This window comes from Streptomyces sp. NPDC092370 (assembly GCF_044755265.1).
GTDB lineage: Bacteria > Actinomycetota > Actinomycetes > Streptomycetales > Streptomycetaceae > Streptomyces.
Genome location: NZ_JBIVQO010000001.1, coordinates 512,342 through 532,058 on the forward strand (window position 1 = coordinate 512,342; position 19,717 = coordinate 532,058).

Here is a 19,717-nt window from a genome sequence, read left to right on the forward strand (position 1 = left end):
CACCCGCTCCGCAGGGCGCGGGGGCCGGGCTGCCACAGCGGCGCTACGGCAGGTAACCTCCAGCTCATGTCCCGCCATGTCGCGATCGTCACCGATTCAACGGCCTACCTGCCGACCCGGACGATGGAGCATCACGGCATCACGGCGGTCCCACTGACCGTGGTCCTCGGCGACCGGGCGCTGGAGGAGGGCACCGAGATCTCCACCCGGGCCCTCGCCCAGGCTTTGCAGAAGCGGCGCCCCGTGACGACCTCGCGGCCCGGTCCCGAGGTCTTCGCGGAGACGTACCGCAAGGTCGCCGAAGCGGGCGCCACCGGCATCGTCTCCCTCCACCTCTCCGCCGAACTCTCCGGTACGCACGACGCGGCCGTCGTCGCCGCGCGGCAGGCGCCGGTGCCGGTGCGCGTGGTGGACACCGGCATGATCGCGATGGCACTCGGGTTCTGCGCGCTCGCCGCGGCGGAGGCCGCGGAGTCGGGCGGGACGGTGGACGAGGCCGTCGCGGCCGCGGAGAAGAGGGCCGCGGGCACCTCTGCCTACTTCTACGTCGACACCCTCGACTACCTGCGCCGCGGCGGCCGTATCGGAGCCGCACAGGCCCTGCTGGGCTCGGCGCTCGCGGTGAAACCACTGCTGCAACTGGCCGACGGCCGTATCGAGCCGCTGGAGAAGGTGCGGACCGCGTCCAAGGCGATCGCCCGCCTGGAGGAGATCGCGGCCGACCGTGCGGGCGCCGCCCAGGTGGATGTCGCCGTTCACCATCTCGCCGCCCCGGACCGGGCGTCGGCCCTCGCCGACCGGCTGCGGACACGGGTGCCGGGGTTGGCCGATCTGCACGTCAGCGAGGTCGGGGCGGTGATCGGGGCGCACACGGGGCCCGGTCTGCTGGGAGTCGTCGTTTCGCTCCGGTGAAGGTTGCTGGAGGGCTCGAGTCACCCGTGTGAGTGGCGGAGTTGTCCACAACCGGGGGACCGTCCCCGGAAATCGACCAAGATCATCGCGGGTGCGGCGAGGTGGCCGATCCTCGTCGCATGGCACTTCGATCACGTTCACGCACAGCGACCGCGACCAGTGGGCCGGGCCGCGGGCCGGCGTCCGACGGGCGCGTCCGTCACCGCCGGTCCGCTCCGCGCGGGCGGGCCCGGCAGCGTCATGCCTCGGCAGAGGAACTCCGGCGGCGCGCCGGAACGTTGTTCGGCGGGCATCCCGCAGGGGCCGAGCCCAAGGAGCGGACCGGGCCGTCCGAACCTGCCGAACGGGCGGGAGAACGGCGCGACTCGGGGCAGGGGCCGCCTGGGTGGTTGGGTTCCGTCGCTGTCGAGGAGCCCCGGCGAGGGCTTGACGGCCGTACGGCGTCCATGGCTCACAGGGGCGCTTTCGCCGAGGTGGATCACGAGGGGGTCCTCGGGGACCAGCACGCGGCGGAGGGAGCCTGGCGGGAGCGGGCGGGGCTGGCGCTGCGGGAGCGGATGCCGCTGTGGCTGCAGACGAGGTGTGGCCTGGAGCGGCGGAACGTGATCGCTTTGACTGTCGTGCTCGTCGTCGCCGCGGCCTTCGCCGTGCACCACTTCTGGACCGGCCGCACCCAGACCGTGCGGCCGCCGGAGGTGGTGCGGGCGGCGGCGGCGCCGTTCGGGGAGGGGCAGGAGAGCGGGGCGGCGGAGGAGAAGCGAGGCCCGGGCGGTGCCGGGACGCCCGCCGGGATCTCCGCCGGTACTTCTGCCGGGGCCGGTGAGGCGGGGGCGGCCGAGATCGTCGTGGACGTGAGCGGCAAGGTCCGTGATCCGGGGATCCACCGGCTGCCGGCCGGCTCGCGGGTGGCGGACGCCCTGAGCGCGGCGGGCGGGGTGAAGCCGGGCACGGACACCGACGGGCTCAACCGCGCCCGGTTCCTCGTGGACGGCGAGCAGGTGGTCGTCGGGGGACCGGCCCCCGCCCAGGGGCCCGGGGCGGGCGGCGGTTCGGCTGCCGGTGGTGCTCCGGCCGGGCCGGCGGCTCCCGTCTCCCTCAACACGGCCACCGCCGACCAGCTCGACACGTTGCCGGGAGTCGGCCCGGTCCTGGCGCAGCACATCATCGACTACCGCACGCAGCACGGCGGCTTCCGCACGGTGGACGAGCTGCGCGAGGTGAACGGCATCGGCGATCGCCGCTTCGCCGACCTGCGCGATCTCGTACGGCCATGAGGAGCGCCCCCGGCCCGCCGGTGCGGCGCGACGAGGCCGCGTCCGGGCTCCGCCCCGACCGGTCCGCCGTGCACGCTTCCTCCGGCGCGCGTCTCGGCGCCGCCCGGCCACGCCAGGAGGGTCCGACGGACCTGCGGCTCGTTCCACCCGCCCTGGCGGCCTGGGTGACGGCGGCGCTGGTGCTGGGCGCGTCCCCGAAGTGGGCGCTCGGCATCGTGATCGGCTGCCTGGCAGCCGTCGCGCTGCTGCCGTCGGCCCGGCGGCGCAGGGCGGCGTCCTGGCCGCGCGCCTCGGCCGCCGCCCTGCTGCTGTGCGTGGCCGCGGCTGCCGCCTCGGCCGGGCTGCACGGGGCGGATCTGCGCCGCGGGCCCGTGCCCGGCCTGGCGCGGGATTACGCCACGGTGACCGCCGAGGTCGAGCTCACGTCCGACCCGCGACTCACCCGGCCGAAGGTCCGGGGCGATCACGTGGCTCCGACGGCCGTGCTGATCGACGCCGATGTGCGGAGCGTCCAGGAGGCGGGCGGCGCGGCGGTGACGGTCCGGACGCCGGTGCTGATGATCGTGGACGTGGACTCGTCCCTTCCGAGCCGGGTCGCGGGCGGGCCGCCGCGGTCCCCGTGGCTCGGCCTGCTGCCGTCGACGCGGCTGCGGGTCAGTGCCCGGCTGGTACCCGCGATGACGGGTGGAGACCGGGTCGCGGCCGTGCTGCGGGTGCGAGGCCGCGGTGGACCGGACGTGGTCGGCGAGCCCTCGGGACCGCAGCGGCTCGCCGGGCGGTTGCGCGCCGGGCTGCGGGAGGCGACCGACGGGCTGCCGGCGGACGCTCGGGCGCTCCTGCCGGGCCTCGTCGTGGGAGACACCTCACGGATCACCCCGGAGCTGGAGGAGGCCTTCAAGGAGACCGATCTCGCCCACACCCTGGCCGTGTCCGGGGCCAACTTCACGATCCTCCTCGCGCTGCTGCTCGGACCGCCGGGCCTGGCGCAGCACGTGGAGCGGCGGGGGCTCGCACCACAGCTCGGCATCTCGCTGCGGGGGACGGCGGTCCTCGGGGGCGCCCTCTCGCTCGCGTTCGTGGTCGTGTGCAGACCGGACCCGAGTGTGGTGCGGGCCGCGGCCTGCGGGGCGGTCGCGCTGCTGGCCCTGGCGACCGGACGCCGGAGGTCGATGATCCCGGCATTGGCGACGGCGGTACTGCTGCTGGTGCTCTACGACCCGTGGCTGGCGCGCAGTTACGGGTTCCTGCTCTCCGTCGTGGCGACCGGTGCCCTGCTCACGCTCGCGCCGCGCTGGAGCGCCGGGCTGCGGCGACGCGGGGTGCCGGCGAGGCCGGCCGAGGCGCTGGGCGCCGCCGCTGCCGCGCAGGCCCTGTGCGCCCCCGTCGTGGTCGTGCTGTCCGCACGGGTGAGTCTGGTGGCGGTGCCCTGCAATCTGCTCGCGGAGTTCGCGATCGCGCCGGCGACGGTGCTGGGGTTCGCGGCGATGGCCACGGCGCCGGTGGCGATGCCGATGGCCAAGGCCCTGGCGTGGTGCGCGCATTGGCCCGCCGGGTGGATCGCGCGGATCGCGCGGACCGGGGCGGCGCTGCCCGGCGGGGGGATCGACTGGCCGGGCACCTGGGCGGGCGCGGCGCTGCTCCTGGCCGTGACCCTGGTCGTGGTGCTCGTCGGACGGCGACTGCTCGGGCGCCCCTGGTGGTGCGGGATCTGCGGCCTGCTGCTGGCGCTGGCGGTGGTGCAGCCGCCCCCGCTGACCCGGGTGGTCACGGGCTGGCCACCGCCGGGCTGGCGGCTGGTGATGTGTGACGTGGGGCAGGGCGATGCGCTGGTGCTCGCCGCGGGTGAGGGGACCGGCGTGGTGGTCGACGCCGGGCCCGACCCGCAGCTCGTGGACCACTGTCTGCGCGCCCTCGGCATCACCAGGGTCCCGCTGGTCGTGCTCACCCACTTCCACGCCGATCACGTGGCCGGTCTGCCCGGGGTACTGCGCGCACGGACGGTGGGCGCGATCGAGACGACGGGCTTCGAAGAGCCCGCGGACCAGGCCGCGTTCGTACGGAGACTGGCGGCGGCGCGGCGGATTCCCGTGACGCGGGCGGCGGCGGGCGAGCAGCGGCGTACGGGGGAGCTGTCCTGGCAGGTGGTGTGGCCGCCGCCGGAGCCGGAACCGGGGGTGTTTGCGGGCCACCCGGTTCCGGAGGGGCCGAACGACGCCAGCGTCGCCATGCTGGTCCGCGCTGCCGGGCTGCGCCTGCTGCTCCTGGGGGACCTGGAGCCCCCGGCGCAGCGGGCACTGGCGCGTTCCCCGGCGGCCGGGGCGCTGGAGGGTGTGGACGTGCTGAAGGTCGCCCACCACGGATCGGCCTACCAGGACCCCGGCCTCCTGCGCCGTGCGGCACCGCGGCTGGCCCTCATCTCCTGCGGCTCGGACAACCCAAAGGGTCGTGACTTCCAGTTCTAGCACGTCTGCCCTGGTCAGCGCGATACCCCTGCGGCAAGACCAGGGCAACAGAGGCCAGGCACACCCGTTTTCAGGGCACCCAAGGGCACACGGATTTCCGTACGCTGATCAGGTCGAAATGAAAGCGCCCCAGCAGGAAGGGTCAGAGCTTCCTACCGGGGCTAACCGACTGGTTGGAGTCGGCATGACTGAGCCTAGCGGCGCCGAGCAACTGCGCGACCGCACCGAAGATCACACCATCAGCACGGCCCGCAACGATGCCGTGTACGCGCTGGCCATGTCTCAGCGTCCCGAAGCGTCGCGCGCTGAACTCTGCTCACTCATCGGGCAGTTGGCTGTGCGCGTCAGAGAGGTTGCCCATGTGGCAGAGCTTCGCGGGGAACGGCTGAACTCCCCAGCGGCACGGGCACTGGAGGAGGCCTTGCGCGCGGCTCTGGGTCAGCGCTGAAGCAACAAAGCCCCGTAGCGATCCCGGAAAGTTCCCAGGGCGCTACGGGGCCGCTCAGTGGGGCGCAGTCACCGATGCATCAGGGCCACTGCTGCGCTCTCCGGGTGGCCGTACACGCGGTGCTGGAATCGCAGTTCGTATGTGTCAGCGGATCCGTCCACGTCTTCGGCATATCTGAACAGACGCAACGCCATGGCAAGCCCCGCACAGACAGGGCACGTGTCTTCGTCTACCGGACCAGAACGCGGGGTCAGATGCGACTCACCGTTAATGATCACGTGGCAGTGCCTCCAGCAGTTTGGCCGCTGAGCCGACCGGCAGAGTCCCGAGTTCGACGTACGCACGCCCGCTGTTCGTGACCAGGGGGCGCACCCGCGCGGTGTCACGTTCAGGGATTCCGGCGCGTTGTAGGGCTGCCTTCAGTAGTGCCGCTGTGTGCTCAGCTTCAGCGCGTGCGCTCTTGTACTCGTTCATGGGGATCATCTGGCTGCCTCCGCTCGCTGGCGTCGTTCATGGGCCACGAGATAGGGGCGGACAATTCCAATCGCTTCACCGCTCAGCGGAGGCACGCGGGGCGCGGGGCGGAACAGCAGCGCAGCAGAAGCCCTGTGACGACCCTGGGCAGGCAGCACAAGGGAAAGTAACCGGCAGGCAAGTCGCACGTCGTGAACCTCCTGAGGCGTACGTGCATCGCTGAGGCCACCAGGCTGAACGATCTAGTGCTTACGCGGGAGTTGACCGGCGTTGACTATCCTGGAAGCACAACCAGTCAACCCCCAGAGGTTCACGATGAGTGACTTTGCTGATCTTGCGCGCAGGGCGCTGCTGGACAGCGGATATTCGATGAAGGCTGCCGCGCGCGAGATCAATTACGACGTGGCCTACCTGTCGCGTGTGCTCAGCGGGAAACAGAAGCCATCGGCAAAGCTCGCATCCTCTCTGGACAGTCTTCTTGGGGCGGATGGTGCGCTGACAGCGACAGTGCTGGGTGACGACGACAGCGAACGAGTGCAGCGCAGCGCCGCTAACCCTTCGCGCCTTGACGCTGGGACCGTTGATGCTCTCGCCGGCGTGCTGGCTGCGTACCGTCGATTGGACGACACCGCAGCGCCAAAGACAGTCATCCCGGCGACCATTAAACAGATGCAGGAAGTAACCCGCATGCTCCGGAGCGCTCGTGGTCCGCACCGTGACCGACTCGCCGAAGTAGCGTCAGAATGGATGCAGTTCGCTGGATGGATGTTGGCTCAAGTCCGCAAAGACAGCGAAGCGGTCCGGCTGCTCAATGATGCGTTAGAACTCGCCGACGAGATCGGGAACGGAACCCTCGCTGCACAGGCGCTGAATTTCAAGGGCTACATTGCCCGACAGCAGGGGCGACCTCAGGGCATTGCCCGCTGGTTTGCTGCGGCAGCGAATACGCCCGGTGCGCACCCTGCACAGCGAATCGGGGACTACCTGCAAGCAGCGGCAGGAATGGCAGCGCTGGACCAGCGTGATGGGGCGCTGCGCCTGGTTGAGGATGCGGAACGGCTGACCGATAAGGCTGCCGCGCTACCACCGCCAGACACCGCCTATTGGCTGACGCCAGCCTTTAACCGGCTGAATATGGGCATCTGCACACTTGCGCTGGGCCGATACAGCGAGGCAGCCGATCACTTGAGAACTGGCCTCGCTGGTCTGCCCGACGAACTACGGGATGCGCCCTGGTCGTGGGAGCACAAAGCGGCCCTCAGTAAGGCGCTTGAGGCAGCGTGAACGACAGAAAGCCCCGACCCCGGGCCATTGCGGCTCAGGGTCGGGGCTCTGTCTATGTGGCAGTGAGTGCGGACCGGATGCGCTGGGCTCGCGCCTGTCCGATGCTCAGATGCGACTGAAGTGCGCGCAGGGAAGGCGCCTTGCCCGTAGTGCTGCGCACCTCAGCGTCGAATGCACGAGCAGATGCAAGTAGCGGGTCAGGCTTCGCCACAGGTGCACTCGACGGAAGCGCTACAGGGGCCGCAGAGGGCCGCTCAGGCTTCGGAGGCTCCGGGATCACCGGCGAGGGCCCAGGGACGCGTACAGGGGTGCTCAGGGCCTTCACACGCCAGAGAACCAGCGGGGCTATCGCGCTGACAGCGACAACCAGGGGCACACCCACGGGAATCAGCTCTGAACTGACCAAGTGTGCTAGCGCATTCGTCACGATCAGCGCAGCGACGACAGCGGGTACATCGCGCCTCACGCTGAATGCACGCAGGGCGTAGACATCGAGTGCGGCCGGGATGCATCCAGCAGTGAACTCGCCGAACCCGACTGCACGCGCTAGCTGATACTCGGCACTGGCCGTAGCAGTCAGGGCAGCGAGCAGCGCGAGTGCGCCGAGTAGATCTCTGGGCTTGGTCATCTGACGCTCTTTCAGATATGGGAATGCCCCCGACTCCAGCGAGGGAACAAGGGCACTTGGTATGCGGCTGGTCAGAACCGGTACGCCACACCGTTCGTGAGGGCTACGCGCACCCTGGCTTTCAGCGGCAGTGCGCGCCACTTATCCCATGTGATCGGCGAGTAGTCAGCGAGCCATTCGGCGTACTGCGCGGACGGTAGATCAGCGACATAGGCCAGCGGATGAACCTGGGGCGCTTCCCGATTCGGTTCGGTCGAGTTTCGCGCTGCTATTGCCCGGCGACGTGCGCTCATTCGGGCCACCCTGGCAGCGCATAGCCGGCCGCACTCAGCGATCCGGGCGTAAGAAGCAGCGTTTCGGAAATCCGGCGCACCTCGGTTAGCTGCGCTGCATTCACATTGGTGCCCAGCGACTCAAGTTCGACCAGCAGCGCGACCATGCCAATACATGCGTCATCCCACAGATTCGCGCTGGGTCCCTTCCAGAGCGATGACCAGCGGGCAATCATGTCGTCAGTCCAGCCTTCCGCGCGGGCAGGTGGGACAGGTACGGGCAGGGCGCACTCAGCGGGTAGGATCGTGCGAGCAATTCCGGGGCGCGAACGGCCACGGCGTAGGTTCTCTGGATTGGCCACGGTGAGTGACATCCTTTCGGTAGCAATGGGTGACTAGAATGCGGTTTTTGAACACGCGCCGTATTTTCTCCCGAGCACACTCCTGAGCGCCCTCCCCCGCGCTCTGGCGTCCCTATGCCTAAGGGGTCCACCCGCAGGGGGAGGGGTCACCGTGTGTGCTCGTCAGCGCTAACGGCCGAACGATTCGCGCGCTGTCTTCCGTGAGTGACACGGCTTGCACAGTGCCTGCCAGTTGGTTGGGTCATCCCAGCGCGGACCCTGTAGGCCTAGCCCGTCGACGTGGTCTGTCTCTGTGGCAGCGGGACGCAATGGTGCGGGAATGGCAGCGCACTCGGCTGACTCGCATAGCGCGTGGTCACGCAGATGCGCCTTACTCAGGTGGCTCCAGCGGGCACGGCGCGATGACCCAGCGGTGTAGCTATCCCGGTAGCGCTGACCCTTGGCACTACTGCGAGCGTGCGCCTGGCATTTCCCGCTGTAGGTCAAGCAGGGGCAGCCAGCGACAGGGCAAACCTGCATGGCGCCACGGTGTTTCGCTGGCCTAGGCCCCGGATCGCACTCAGGATGACCCGCAGACGGCTCTGTAGCGGCCTCAGGCGGCTCTGTGGGCACCCCGGGCGTAATCCCTCGCCAGTCACCATCTGCGGGCGTACAGAGGCCGATAGTTAGCAGCGCAACGGGTCCGTCAAACTCCTCGCCGGCTGAGCGCGTTGCATCGCCGTACACGAACTGGCGACCAAATGCCACCCGTAGCCGGATCATGAGCGCTTCCGCTGGCGCTTTAGCCGAGACCATTCGTAGGTGTGCACTAGGCAGCGATCAGCGCCATCTGTCTGTACCTCGCAACGCGGATGCTTGCAGATTCCTGTCATGTGTTTCCTCCCCAGGGGGCCTGAGCACGTACGAAAGTGGCATGTGCTCAGGCCCCGATTGAGCGAATTAGGACAGCTTGGTGCGCCGGTAGCTTCGCGCGGCTATGCCTGCCTTACGCAGGTGAACCAGAGCCAGCGCGGTACGGCCAGCAGCAGCGCGCTTAGGTTCGCCAGAGGCAGCAGCGGAACGGAACACCTGATCCTTGACCAGGGCCTTGATTGCGTCCGCCATATCGGATTCGACGCCACGAGAACTCAGGTACATGTCCAGCCATGCGCCATCCGCCACCAGGGCGCCCGCAGCGTCACCCCGCTGGGCAAGACCCTTGATTCGGTCGGCAAGTTGACTCGGCGAAACCCCGTCCAGAATCATCCGCACGTCAGCGCGAGCAGCCATATCGCCACCAGCAGGCATAGCCGGACGCGCAGCGAGGTAGAGATCAGCCTCAGCCACGGTGAGCTTGTCCTCAGCGGAATCCAGTGCGGCGGTCACCTCGCTGTCCGCCTTGGCGATTTCCGCAGTAGCGAGCCGCTCACGGCCGGCAGGGAACATCGTGTCATTCGCTCGGTACCCAGCAGCCATAGCAACGGCCACATCGACCTTGCCAAGGGTCGCAGTGATGTCACGCACGGCACTGCTAAGCAGCGAACGGACGTCAGCGGGTACTTCGATGCTGATGTTCGCAGCGTTGCTGAAGTCGCCGATCAGTGACTCAGTGGTGGAGCTAATACGGGCGATGGATTCCGCCACCGTGTCTCGGTCGTTGATGCTGACAACAGTGGTGCTGCCGTCGGGGTTCTGCTGAATCATGGGCTCAGTCATTTTCGGTGGTTCCTTTCGAGCGCCAATCGGCGCATGTGTTTTGGGTACAGTGGCGCGCTGAACGGCGGCCCAGCGCTTTAGTTGGGCAGGTCAGCGGGATTAGCGCCGGCCCTTCCACCAGGGCAGGATTAGGCCGGTCACGCGTCCGTCGCTTACGCGGTATCCAGCGCGTTCAAGGGAGGTTCCCAGCGCACGAAACGGGATGGCCTCGCGTCCCATGCCGGTCAGCCAGCCATTTACGGCGGCGTACACCAGACCTAGAGTCGTCCAGCCTTCAGCGTCGTCGACAGTGACAGCACGGAGGGCGTCATAGACAGCAGATGTGCGGGCGGGACTGACTGCGGGTCGCTTCGGCATGTCAGCGGGGGTAGGCGCGTCAGCATTCATGGCGATTTCCTTTCAGCGGGCAGCGCGAAGCGGGGAGGGTGACAGGATTTCTTGCATCTGTAGAGACCCCCTTTAGTACTAAGAGGGGTTTGCACAGATGCCAACTTTTCTGGCACCCGCCCTGCTTCGCTGTGGTCTACGCGTCAGCGCGGTTGAAGATCCCGGGGGCGTTGGCCGTATCTGGGTCAGACATCAGCCGGATACCCCGGTATTTCCAGCCCTCAGTCTTGTGCCGAATTTCCTCGACCTTTCCGCTGTCGAGTAGATGGCGCTTCACGCTGCTCGGGCTGTACTTGTTGGATCGGTCGCCGTTCGTGTCCCGCCAGTCCTTCAGCTCACGGTTGAACGTGGACCGCTGAACCTCGCAGCCTTCCGCGTAGTCGAACAGTTCCCCAACCAGATCCTTCAGCGGGTCGACAGAGTCTTTGTGGAACTCGGTTGCAGCCACTACGGCCAGCGGATCACGCAGTCCCTCGGCGTAATACTGCTTGGCGCCCTCGACTACCCACGCTGCAACGCCCTCGATCTCCGGCCCCTGGATAGTTGGCTCTAGCTCAGGGTCTCGCCGATCGGCAAAGGACTGGCCGAACAGAATGGCCTTGGTTCGTGCCCACAGCGCTGCACCGCCTGAGGCGAATTCCGGCAGATGGTTAGTGGCCAGTACGATCGTGAACGTCGGCGAGTACGAGAACGTACGGCCCATCAGATGTCGCGTGCTTACTCGGTCCCCACCGCTGAGGTTCTTGAGTAGCGCCGTGTTCATCGGCGTGCCCTGGTTACCTTCTTGGGCGACAACCATGCGGGCACTTCGCATTCCGGCGATCTGCTCAGTGTGGGGTGCCTGCCCGCGCACGTTCTCAAAGATGCTGAATTCAACCTCGCGGATGATGTCCGGCCCGAACGCTGCTTGCATGGTGCGCACGGTTGTGCCCTTGCCATTGCGTCCATGGGCGCCGTACCAAACCCCTAGCGCGTGCTCACGGACCTCGCCGGTAATGCAGTAGCCGAGGAACGTTTGGTAGTACCGCTGAAGCTCACTGTCGTCTGGGAAGACTTCCTCGACGAACCGCAGCCAGCGAGGGGCCTGTGCGTCCGGCCGGTAATTCACCTGCGCGCACTGGGTCAGCATGTCCGCTGAATCGTGTTCGCGCAGATCACCCGTGCGCAGATCCACCGTGCCGTTACGGAAGCTCAACAGATGCCGCGCGCTGTCGAATTGATCGGCCGTTACCCGCAGGCTGCGCAGGTTCTCAAGCTCAGCGACGATGGCGCGGCGGTGTGGGCTGTTGAGCATCAGCTTTACTGCGCTGTTGACCCAAGCCAGTGCTGCCGGGTTTTCCGTGGCGTAGCGGTTGAGCACGTGCGCTGCATCCGTAATGGCCTGAAAGGCTGCGCCATTACCGCCCGTCGCTTCCCAGATAACGCCATTCCAGCGATACCAACCGACGTTCTCCATATAGCGCAGGTGGTGCCCAGTGTGCCGGGCGACGAATCGCGCGTAGTTCACGTGCTGTACCGGCTGGTCACGGCTGTATTCCAGCTTGGCCGGCAGGGTCTCCCAATTTTCGTCGCTCATACTCACATGTCCTCGTCGTCAAGCAGGTTGGCAGTAGGCTTTGGCGCCGGCGTACGGGTGGGCAGCTCCATTCCGTTGGCCTGCGCGAGTGCCCTGCGGAATGCCGTTGCGTCTGCCGTGGCAGCCGAGTTAGCGAGCAGCGCGTGAACGTGTGCGGTGTGAATCATGTGCGCCCGTTCCTCATTGCCGTGCTTGTAGCTCAACACTTCCCCCGTGACTGACTGCACGATGGATGGTTCGTGCGCGTCGGCCAACAACTTCTCAGCGCGCTTGTAGTGGTCGATTCCGTTCATGGTTTTTCCTTCCTTGGCGGGTTGCGCTTAGGCGCCCTGTGTCCAGAGGCGAATGGTGGGGACGCTCAGCGCACAGGCGTCCCGGATTGCTTCCTGGCTCATCTGCGCCACACTTCGGGCGTCCGGCATCAGTGCGCGTATCTCGCGGTCGACGCTGGCGAGTTGTGCGCGGAGTTCCTTGCGCTGTGCCCCGAGTGTCTTGACCCGGGTCTCTACTTCGCGTGCGTTCACGCTGACTCCGTTCCATGTTTTGTTTCAGTCAGCGGGCAAAGCAAAGGCCTCAGCCGTGTTGACTGAGGCCCTGCGCCACCCGCCAAGGTGGAAATCTGTGCGGGGCGCTGTGCTTGCCCTGTGCCATATAGATAGCGAGTGGATTGCCTACGCCGGTCGCTGTCAGTGCAGACGCCTGCCTGAGGGCGTCAGAGAGCCCCGCCCGAGCGATCCCGCATGGGACGCCTGAACGGGGCTGAGGGGGGCGCCGAGGGGCCTAGCCGGCGAGCATCTGAGGCTGACCCATCAAGCACTGTTGAACGCGTTCCAGTCGGTCAACGCGCTGTGCCACGTACGTGCTCACGTCTCCAGCAGCTTGCTGGGCATACAGCCTGTCGAGTTGACGGGATATCGTTCTGAATTCGAACTCACGTTCCCATGCTGCTCTTTCTGCGTCTGCCTTAGCCAGGAACTCCGCGCGTGTCATATGCTGCTGTCTCCTCTGTTGAGGACACAGGCCCGGTTCCAGTCGCCAAACTTCAGCCGGGCCTGTGCCATTGGTTACCGCTGACTCAGGTTGTGGCCCCCGTGCGGCGTGACTCCCATTCCCATGCGGCCTCTTCCGCTGTCGGGTCAGTGATTGCGTGCGCAGCCTCAGTGAAGAACGGGTCTCGCACGCTGAAATCAACGCGACGTTCGTCCAACTTGCGCCAGCCGCCCCGTGCTCCGCGCTTGACGCTCAGGTGCGCTCCAGCTTCCTGCATCAGCCCTCGCTTACCTGCTGTGTCAGCTTTCGCCCACAGGTCTGCGTAGGTCTTTCCGGTACGGATTTCCTCTGTGCGGGTCTCGACGCGTTCGCGGGTCTCAAGTTCAGCGAGTCGCGCGTCAAGGGCATCTGCGTGTCGCTGCCATGCCGCCTTTGCCGCACTGCTGCGCTGTCGCCCTTGCTGTTCCTGGTGTGCTTCGAACTCAGCGAGAGTGGCGTCAATCTCGGGCTGCGGGTCGTATCCAGGAATGGTGCGCGTCTGTGTGACTTCCAGCGCCCCCAGCATGCGCAGAAACTCGCGCTCTGCGTATTCGTCGGCCCATTCCCGCTTGATGATTGCGGGTGTCTCACACTGCTTGCCCCTGATGTTCGCACCACACTTGTACGTTTCCGTTTTGCTGGTGCTCTTGCTGTTCGGGGACGGCCTGTGTAGGTACATGCGTTCCCCGCAGCCGGCGCAGTGAATGACGCGAAGCAAAAGCGCCACGGTGTCCACTCGATCCGCAGACTTGTTATCGACAGAGCGTCCAGCGAGCACCGCGCCGATTGCGTCGAATTCTTCACGAGTCAGGATCGGTTCAGCGGTCGCCATGACAGGGGCGCCCTCGCTGTCACGTACAGGCCTGTTGTCAGTGAGCTTCCAGCCCAACAGCCGCTCACTGGTGAGCAGTTCCTTAATGGCGTTGTGGCGCCAGGCAAAGCGCCCACGAACGACAGTCTCACCAGCCTTACCGCCAGTCTTTCCGCCAGTGCTCCGCCCTTGCTTGATGCTCCAGTGGTCACGGGACGACGGAATACCATCTGCGTTCAACCCACGCGCGATTGATGCGAGACTTTTCCCTGACACGCCGTTGTGCGGGTCTCCCATGAGTTCTTTGATGATGCGTTCAAGCACGGCCACGGCATCTGGGTCCTGAACAAGGGTCCAGCCGCCACCTTCCAGGGGTGCGGGCATATAGCCGTAGGGGGGACGCGAGCCGCGCCAGCGAAGAGGCATGGCCCGCATTGCTGCCTGCGCGCTGGTAACACGTTCGCGGATTGCCTGCGCTTCCATCTGTGCAGCGAATGCGAACAGTGTGACCATGAGTTGTGCCATGGGGTCCAGCGGGTTGCGGAAGTCCAGCACCAATCGCCCACCAGGACCCTCAGCGAAGACGATCATTTTCCGCTGTTCGCGTGCCCACTTGGCCAACTCGTGCATGTCGTCCATAGACCGAACGGCGCGATCGAATCGCCAGAACACCAGCGCGTCAAAGTCATCCGGTCGACGAAGCCAGGCACCCAATTCCGGGCGCTCAAAGGGCGTGGTCTTGCTGGCGGATACGCCAAGGTCAACGGCTTCGCGGTCGCCCAGGTCAATGCTCAGCGATGCGGCTGCGCCCCGGTTGGCCTCCCGCTGGCGCTCGGGTGAGGTGCTTTCGTCCGTGAGGACAGACAGGCGGAGGGCAGACACGCCCCTGAGTTGAGTGTTCACAGGGGTGCGGTAGCGAGTGGAGTGCCTAGCTGGTCTGACCTGCGAAGATGCCGCCATGGGTGGTGTCTCCTAGAACTGCTAGTCGGAGACCCCTTGGAAACTCCTACGGTCACCCGGCCCCCGGTACCGTCGCCGCCCTGCGCGCCGGGGGAGCCGCGGTGCTGCGGACGGACCGGGACGGCGCGCTCGCGGTCGTGGGAGGGGGCGGGGAGCTGAGCGTGGCGCGAGACTGAGGGCATGAACTCAGCACAGGTTGATGCCTATCTCCGCCGGCTCGGGGTCGAGCCCCCGGCGTGGCCCACCGTCGACGCACTGCGCGAGCTGCACCTGCGACACCTGCAGACCGTGCCGTTCGAGAACCTCTCGATCCATCTGGGTGAGGAGATCGTGCTGGAGGAGAAGCGGCTGCTGGACAAGGTGGTGGGCGCCCGGCGGGGTGGGTTCTGTTACGAACTCAACGGCGCCTTCGGGGCGTTGCTCGCCGCCCTGGGGTTCGACGTGGCGCTGCTGGCGGCGCGGGTGTACGGGGACGGGGAGCAGCTCGGGATCCCCAACGACCATCTCGCGCTGCGGGTGCGGACGGTGGACGGGGGCGACTGGCTGGCGGACGTCGGCTTCGGGGCGCACAGCCATCTGCCGTTGGCGTTCGGGGAGCGGGGAGAACAGGAGGATCCGGGAGGCACGTTCCGGATCGTCGAGGCGGGGCCGGACGCGGCCGGGGTGCGCGGGGGGCACGGCACGGCGGAGGCGGCGGACCTGGACGTGTCCCGGGGCGGCAGACCGCAGTACCGCCTGGAGGTGCGGCCGCGGGCGCTCGACGACTTCGTGGCCGGGGCGTGGTGGCACAGCACCTCGCCGGTGTCGCACTTCACGCGGTCGCCTGTCTGTTCGCGGGTGACGGAGGACGGAGGCAGGATCACGCTCAGCGGGCGCCGGCTCACGGTGACGGCGGCCGACGGCACACGCGACGAGCGGGAGCTGGGGGCGGACGAGGAGGTACTCGGGGTGTACCGGGAGCGGTTCGGTATCGAGCTCGACAAGGTGCCGGTAGCGCGAAATCCCTCATAAAGCATCAATTGAGGCCACACGGGGCTACTCGTGCGTAGTACCAGCACATCTGCTGGTTTCCCGTGATGTGGTCCCGTGTTGCCTCGAAAGCCTCACCGGTGGTCGAATGCGTCTTCGCACCGTGTGATCAACGGTGATCAACAGGCGATTTCGAGTCACTCAGGGGAGTCGTGATGATCGGCCGCTGGCGGGGAAACCGCACCGACCGGGTGCAACGGACGAGTCCCCTGGCGGCGGTGCCGACACCGCCGAGCGCCGGGGTGCTGGTCTGCCGGGTGCTGGACCCGGTCCACGAGCCTGTCAGGCACGCCGAGTTCGCGGTCACGGACGCCGTGGGGCGGCCGGTCGTCAGCGGGGGAGCGGATCCGTACGGGTCGTTCATGACGACACTGCCCGCGGGCGAGTACCGGCTCGCGGTGTCGGCGGAGGGGTACACGCCGTACCGGGCGACCACGCAGGTCGCGGAGAACGCGCTCGCGTCGCTCGGGGACGTGACGCTGCAACTGGCCCGGCCGCCGGAGCTGCCCGATGCCGGTGACTGGGAGATCGAGCCGGCGCACTCCTCGGTCGGCTTCACCGCGCGGCACATCGGACTGGCCCGGATCCACGGGCAGTTCAAGTCGTTCGCGGGCGTCATACGGGTCGCCGATCCGATGGAGCGGTCGGCGATGCACGTGGTGATCGACGCGGCGTCCATCGACACCAACATGAGGATGCGCGACGACCACCTCCGATCGGCGGACTTCCTGGACGTCGAGAGGTTCCCGACCCTGGAGTTCTACAGCGAGAGGTTCGTGCACAGGGGCGGGAACCGGTGGGCCGTGACCGGGGCGCTGTCGCTGCACGGCGTGACGCGGACGGTCACGCTGGACACGGAGTACCTGGGGCTGGGCAACGGCATGGAGGGCGAGGTGCGGGCGGCCTGCCGGGCCACGACCGAGCTGCACCGGGACGACTTCACCGTGAGCTGGCAGACGATGCTGGCGCGGGGCATCGCGGTGGTGGGGCCGAGCATCAGGGTCGATCTCGATGTGCAGGTCGTGCGCAGGGGCTGAGCGGCCGGGCCGCTGTGCGGTGCCGGACAATGTCCGGCGTGAGTGACGTGCGACATGTGCTGGTACTGCCCGACCGTGATGCCGCGGAAGAGGCGGTGGACGCGCTGCGGGAGAGGTTCGGGGTCGTCGAGGAGCCGCAGCTGGTGCGGGACGCGCTGGCCGGTGAGGACGACGCCGAGGACGCGCAGTGGCTGGTCGTCCTGCGGGACGAGGACCGACGGCTGGACGCCGGGGAGCTGGACCGGCTGGCCGGCGAGTGGGAGGGCTGGCGGGAGGAACCGTAGGCGCCGGGACGTGTGCGGGGGCGCCTCCCGGTCAGCCGGGGCCCGCTGTCAGTGGCGCGTGGGATGCTTGTCGCGATGGCCAGGAAGACTGCGAACGACGACCCCCTCGCCCCGGTGACGCTCGCCGTGGGCCAGGAGGACCTGCTCCTCGACCGTGCCGTGCAGGAGGTGGTGGCCGCGGCGAAGGCCGCCGACGCCGACACGGACGTGCGGGACCTGACCCCGGACCAGCTGCAGCCCGGCACGCTCGCCGAGCTGACGAGCCCGTCGCTCTTCGCGGAGCGCAAGGTCGTGGTCGTACGCAACGCGCAGGATCTGTCGGCCGACACGATCAAGGACGTGAAGGCGTATCTCGGGTCTCCCGCCGAGGAGATCACCCTGGTCCTGCTGCACGCCGGCGGGGCCAAGGGCAAGGGGCTGCTCGACGCGGCGCGCAAGGCGGGGGCGCGTGAGGTGGCCTGCCCGAAGATGACGAAGCCGGCGGACCGGCTGGCGTTCGTGCGGGGCGAGTTCAGGGTGACGGGGAGGTCCGCCACGCCGGAGGCCTGCCAGGCGCTCGTCGACGCGATCGGCAGCGATCTGCGGGAGCTGGCCTCCGCGGTGTCCCAGCTGGTCGCGGACGTCGAGGGGACCATCGACGAGGCGGTCGTCGGACGGTACTACACCGGGCGGGCCGAGGCGTCGAGCTTCACGGTCGCCGACCGGGCGGTCGAGGGGCGGGCCGCGGAGGCCCTGGAGGCGTTGCGCTGGTCGCTGGCGACCGGGGTGGCGCCGGTGATGATCACGAGCGCGCTCGCGCAGGGCGTCCGGGCGATCGGGAAGCTGTCGTCCGCGCGCGGGGGCCGGCCGGCCGATCTCGCGCGGGAGCTGGGGATGCCGCCGTGGAAGATCGACCGCGTGCGGCAGCAGATGCGGGGCTGGACCCCGGACGGGGTGTCGGTCGCGCTGCGGGCCGTGGCCGAGGCGGACGCGGGGGTGAAGGGCGGCGGCGACGACCCCGCCTACGCCCTGGAGAAGGCAGTGGTCACCATCGCCCGGGCGGCCCGCTCCAGGGGCCGGGGCTGACCCGGGCCGATCGGATCCGGGTCGGCTCGGCCCGCTTCGAGAAGCGGGGCCGGCCGGACCGGGGCCGGCGAGGTCCAGGGCCTGAGCCGACCGGTCTGAGCGGGCCGGTCTGAGCGGGCCGGTGTGAGCCGGGCGGTCCAGGCCGGCCAGGAACCGGGCCGCTCGGCTCCCCTCGAGGGCCGGCCGGTCGGGCCGGCTCCGCAGCCGGGGGTCCAGGCGGGCCGGTCCCGGGCTCGCACGGCTCCCAAGCGCGGGCCGGGCCGGTCGGGCCCGGCTCCGCAGGCACCCGCTGCCCGCGCGTGGCAGCGGCCTCCGCTCAGATCACCGGCTCCCCCGTCCCCAGCAGGTTTCTCTCGCTGTCGTGGAACCAGGCGCCGCGTTCGCCGCGTGCGCCCTCGCTCGGGTAGTTCCCCTCGATCTCGGCGATTCCGCCTGCGTGCGGAAGCCGGGGGCGTCGACCTCCTCGAACACCACGCCGCGCCGCTTCAGCTCCGCGACCGCCGCGTCGATGTCCGCGACCTCCAGCGCCGTCCGGGTGAAGGTGCCGGGCGAGGCCCCGTCGACCGGAAGAGGACGAACTCCGCTCCGCCGCACCGGTAGAGCAGCCCGCCGGGGCGTTCGTCGACGGGATCCGGACCGAGTTTCTCGGAGTGGAAACGCCGGGCCCCTCCAGGTCCTGGGTGGAGAGTCTGGTCGCCGCGCGGACCAGGACCGGTGCGCTCGTGTCGTCTGCGTCCATGTCTCCACTGTGTGTGCCGTGATCGAGTCGCCCTCCTCCTGCCGAAGAGGAGAATCGGGTGTATCAGCCTTACGTCGCCGAGTGACGGAGAGGTGGCGAGGGTCATGGCTGAACACCCGCACGCAGCGCTGGTCCGCAAGGGGTTCGAGGCCTTCTCGCGCGGTGACATGGACACCCTGCGCGGACTGATCGCCTCGGACGCCACACACCACGTGCCGGGAGAGCACCCGATGTCGGGCGACTTCAAGGGGGCGAACTCGATCATCGAGATGTACGAGCGGCTCGGCGCGGAGACGAACGGGACGATGCGCGCCGACGTCATCGGCATCTGTGTCGACGGCCGCGGTCATGCGGTCGGCATGAGCCGCTTCACGGCCGAGCGCAACGGCAAGCGCCTCGACGACACCGGCTGCATCATCTTCCGGATCGTCGGCGACAAGGTCACCGACCTCGACGAATGCGTCGAGGACATCGACAAGAACAACGAGTTCTGGTCCTGAACAGGCCGAAGGCCGGGTTGCCGTCCCATGGGGAACAGGAGGGCACCCGGCCTTCGATTCAAGCTGCTGGATCCGCGCCCGCGTGGCGAACGCAGGCCGCGCGCGGATCCGAGGGGTGCCGGACGGGAGCGGATGAGAGAGGGCCCGCTCGATTCCCTCCGGCGTCACATCAGATGTCAGCCCTTGAGCGCGTCGACCTTCGAAGCCAGCGCCGACTTCTTGTTGGCGGCCTGGTTCTTGTGGATGACGCCCTTGGAGACGGCCTTGTCGAGCTGACGCGCGGCGACGCGCTGGTACTCGGTGGCCTTCTCGACGTCACCCGCGGCAGCAGCCTCACGGGCCTTGCGGATCGCGGTCTTCAGGGAGGACTTGACGGCCTTGTTGCGCAGCCGCGCCTTCTCGTTGGTCTTGATCCGCTTGATCTGGGACTTGATGTTCGCCACGAATGAGCCTTCTCAGGTTCTGGCACGAGGCCGCACGGATGCCGCA

At 68.0% G+C, this 19,717-nt stretch carries 17 protein-coding genes and 1 pseudogene; 10 read left to right on the forward strand and 8 right to left on the reverse strand.

All coding sequences use genetic code 11. From position 1 onward, the window contains the following. Nucleotides 1-66: 66 nt before the first annotated feature. From ACIQHQ_RS02250 to ACIQHQ_RS02270, 5 genes are all read left to right on the forward strand, one after another. Nucleotides 67-912: a DegV family protein gene (locus tag ACIQHQ_RS02250; protein ID WP_402609211.1), complete on the forward strand. Its 846-nt coding sequence runs from the start codon at nt 67-69 to the stop codon at nt 910-912. Between the two features lie 119 nt (nt 913-1,031). Then, nucleotides 1,032-2,186, forward strand: coding sequence for a helix-hairpin-helix domain-containing protein (locus tag ACIQHQ_RS02255; protein ID WP_402609213.1), 1,155 nt, complete (start codon nt 1,032-1,034; stop codon nt 2,184-2,186). Further along, complete coding sequence (locus ACIQHQ_RS02260) at nt 2,183-4,648, forward strand: ComEC/Rec2 family competence protein (RefSeq protein WP_402609215.1); 2,466 nt, start codon at nt 2,183-2,185, stop codon at nt 4,646-4,648. Before ACIQHQ_RS02255 ends, ACIQHQ_RS02260 begins: the two co-directional genes overlap by 4 nt. Nucleotides 4,649-4,832: 184 nt before the next feature. Next, on the forward strand, nt 4,833-5,096 hold the full coding sequence (locus tag ACIQHQ_RS02265; protein WP_364903993.1) for a hypothetical protein: 264 nt from the start codon (nt 4,833-4,835) through the stop codon (nt 5,094-5,096). A 789-nt stretch (nt 5,097-5,885) separates the two neighbouring features. Further along, complete coding sequence (locus ACIQHQ_RS02270) at nt 5,886-6,854, forward strand: helix-turn-helix domain-containing protein (RefSeq protein ID WP_402609218.1); 969 nt, start codon at nt 5,886-5,888, stop codon at nt 6,852-6,854. Between the two features lie 917 nt (nt 6,855-7,771). Here ACIQHQ_RS02270 and ACIQHQ_RS02275 read toward each other — a convergent pair. The 6 genes from ACIQHQ_RS02275 to ACIQHQ_RS02300 all read right to left on the reverse strand — a co-directional run bounded on the left by ACIQHQ_RS02275 (nt 7,772) and on the right by ACIQHQ_RS02300 (nt 14,517). Beyond that, nucleotides 7,772-7,990, reverse strand: a complete 219-nt coding sequence (locus tag ACIQHQ_RS02275; RefSeq protein WP_402609220.1) for a hypothetical protein — start codon at nt 7,988-7,990, stop codon at nt 7,772-7,774. Nucleotides 7,991-9,055: 1,065 nt separating this feature from the next. Then, nucleotides 9,056-9,811: a hypothetical protein gene (locus tag ACIQHQ_RS02280; protein WP_402609222.1), complete on the reverse strand. Its 756-nt coding sequence runs from the start codon at nt 9,809-9,811 to the stop codon at nt 9,056-9,058. A 523-nt stretch (nt 9,812-10,334) separates the two neighbouring features. Beyond that, nucleotides 10,335-11,774, reverse strand: a complete 1,440-nt coding sequence (locus ACIQHQ_RS02285) for a phage/plasmid primase, P4 family (RefSeq protein WP_402609224.1) — start codon at nt 11,772-11,774, stop codon at nt 10,335-10,337. Between the two features lie 2 nt (nt 11,775-11,776). Further along, nucleotides 11,777-12,067 (reverse strand): hypothetical protein, encoded by a 291-nt coding sequence (locus ACIQHQ_RS02290; RefSeq protein WP_402609226.1) that lies wholly within the window; start codon nt 12,065-12,067, stop codon nt 11,777-11,779. Nucleotides 12,068-12,094: 27 nt separating this feature from the next. After that, nucleotides 12,095-12,298 (reverse strand): hypothetical protein, encoded by a 204-nt coding sequence (locus ACIQHQ_RS02295; RefSeq protein WP_402609228.1) that lies wholly within the window; start codon nt 12,296-12,298, stop codon nt 12,095-12,097. A 551-nt stretch (nt 12,299-12,849) separates the two neighbouring features. Then, nucleotides 12,850-14,517, reverse strand: a complete 1,668-nt coding sequence (locus ACIQHQ_RS02300) for a recombinase family protein (protein ID WP_402609230.1) — start codon at nt 14,515-14,517, stop codon at nt 12,850-12,852. Nucleotides 14,518-14,754: 237 nt separating this feature from the next. Between ACIQHQ_RS02300 and ACIQHQ_RS02305 the strand changes: the two genes are divergently transcribed. The 4 genes from ACIQHQ_RS02305 (at nt 14,755) to holA (ending at nt 17,989) form a co-directional block, all read left to right on the forward strand. Then, the gene (locus tag ACIQHQ_RS02305) at nt 14,755-15,585 is read left to right on the forward strand and encodes an arylamine N-acetyltransferase (RefSeq protein ID WP_402609232.1); all 831 of its coding nucleotides are present in this window, start codon (nt 14,755-14,757) and stop codon (nt 15,583-15,585) included. 173 nt (nt 15,586-15,758) lie between these two features. Further along, the gene (locus ACIQHQ_RS02310) at nt 15,759-16,640 is read left to right on the forward strand and encodes a YceI family protein (protein ID WP_402609234.1); all 882 of its coding nucleotides are present in this window, start codon (nt 15,759-15,761) and stop codon (nt 16,638-16,640) included. Between the two features lie 38 nt (nt 16,641-16,678). Further along, on the forward strand, nt 16,679-16,924 hold the full coding sequence (locus tag ACIQHQ_RS02315) for a hypothetical protein (RefSeq protein ID WP_402609235.1): 246 nt from the start codon (nt 16,679-16,681) through the stop codon (nt 16,922-16,924). Between the two features lie 75 nt (nt 16,925-16,999). After that, the gene (gene holA, locus ACIQHQ_RS02320) at nt 17,000-17,989 is read left to right on the forward strand and encodes a DNA polymerase III subunit delta (protein ID WP_402609237.1); all 990 of its coding nucleotides are present in this window, start codon (nt 17,000-17,002) and stop codon (nt 17,987-17,989) included. Nucleotides 17,990-18,305: 316 nt separating this feature from the next. Here the strand turns inward: holA and ACIQHQ_RS02325 are convergent. Further along, nucleotides 18,306-18,728, reverse strand: a pseudogene (locus tag ACIQHQ_RS02325) (VOC family protein). A gap of 104 nt (nt 18,729-18,832) precedes the next feature. Here ACIQHQ_RS02325 and ACIQHQ_RS02330 point away from each other — a divergent pair. Continuing rightward, nucleotides 18,833-19,228 carry a nuclear transport factor 2 family protein gene (locus ACIQHQ_RS02330; RefSeq protein WP_402609239.1) on the forward strand — a complete coding sequence of 132 codons (396 nt, stop codon included), beginning with the start codon at nt 18,833-18,835 and terminating at the stop codon, nt 19,226-19,228. A 176-nt stretch (nt 19,229-19,404) separates the two neighbouring features. On the opposite strand, the gene rpsT is transcribed toward ACIQHQ_RS02330, so the two are convergent. Then, entirely contained in the window at nt 19,405-19,671 is a 267-nt protein-coding gene (rpsT, locus tag ACIQHQ_RS02335) for a 30S ribosomal protein S20 (protein ID WP_053669127.1), read from the reverse strand. Between the last annotated feature and the right edge of the window lie 46 nt (nt 19,672-19,717).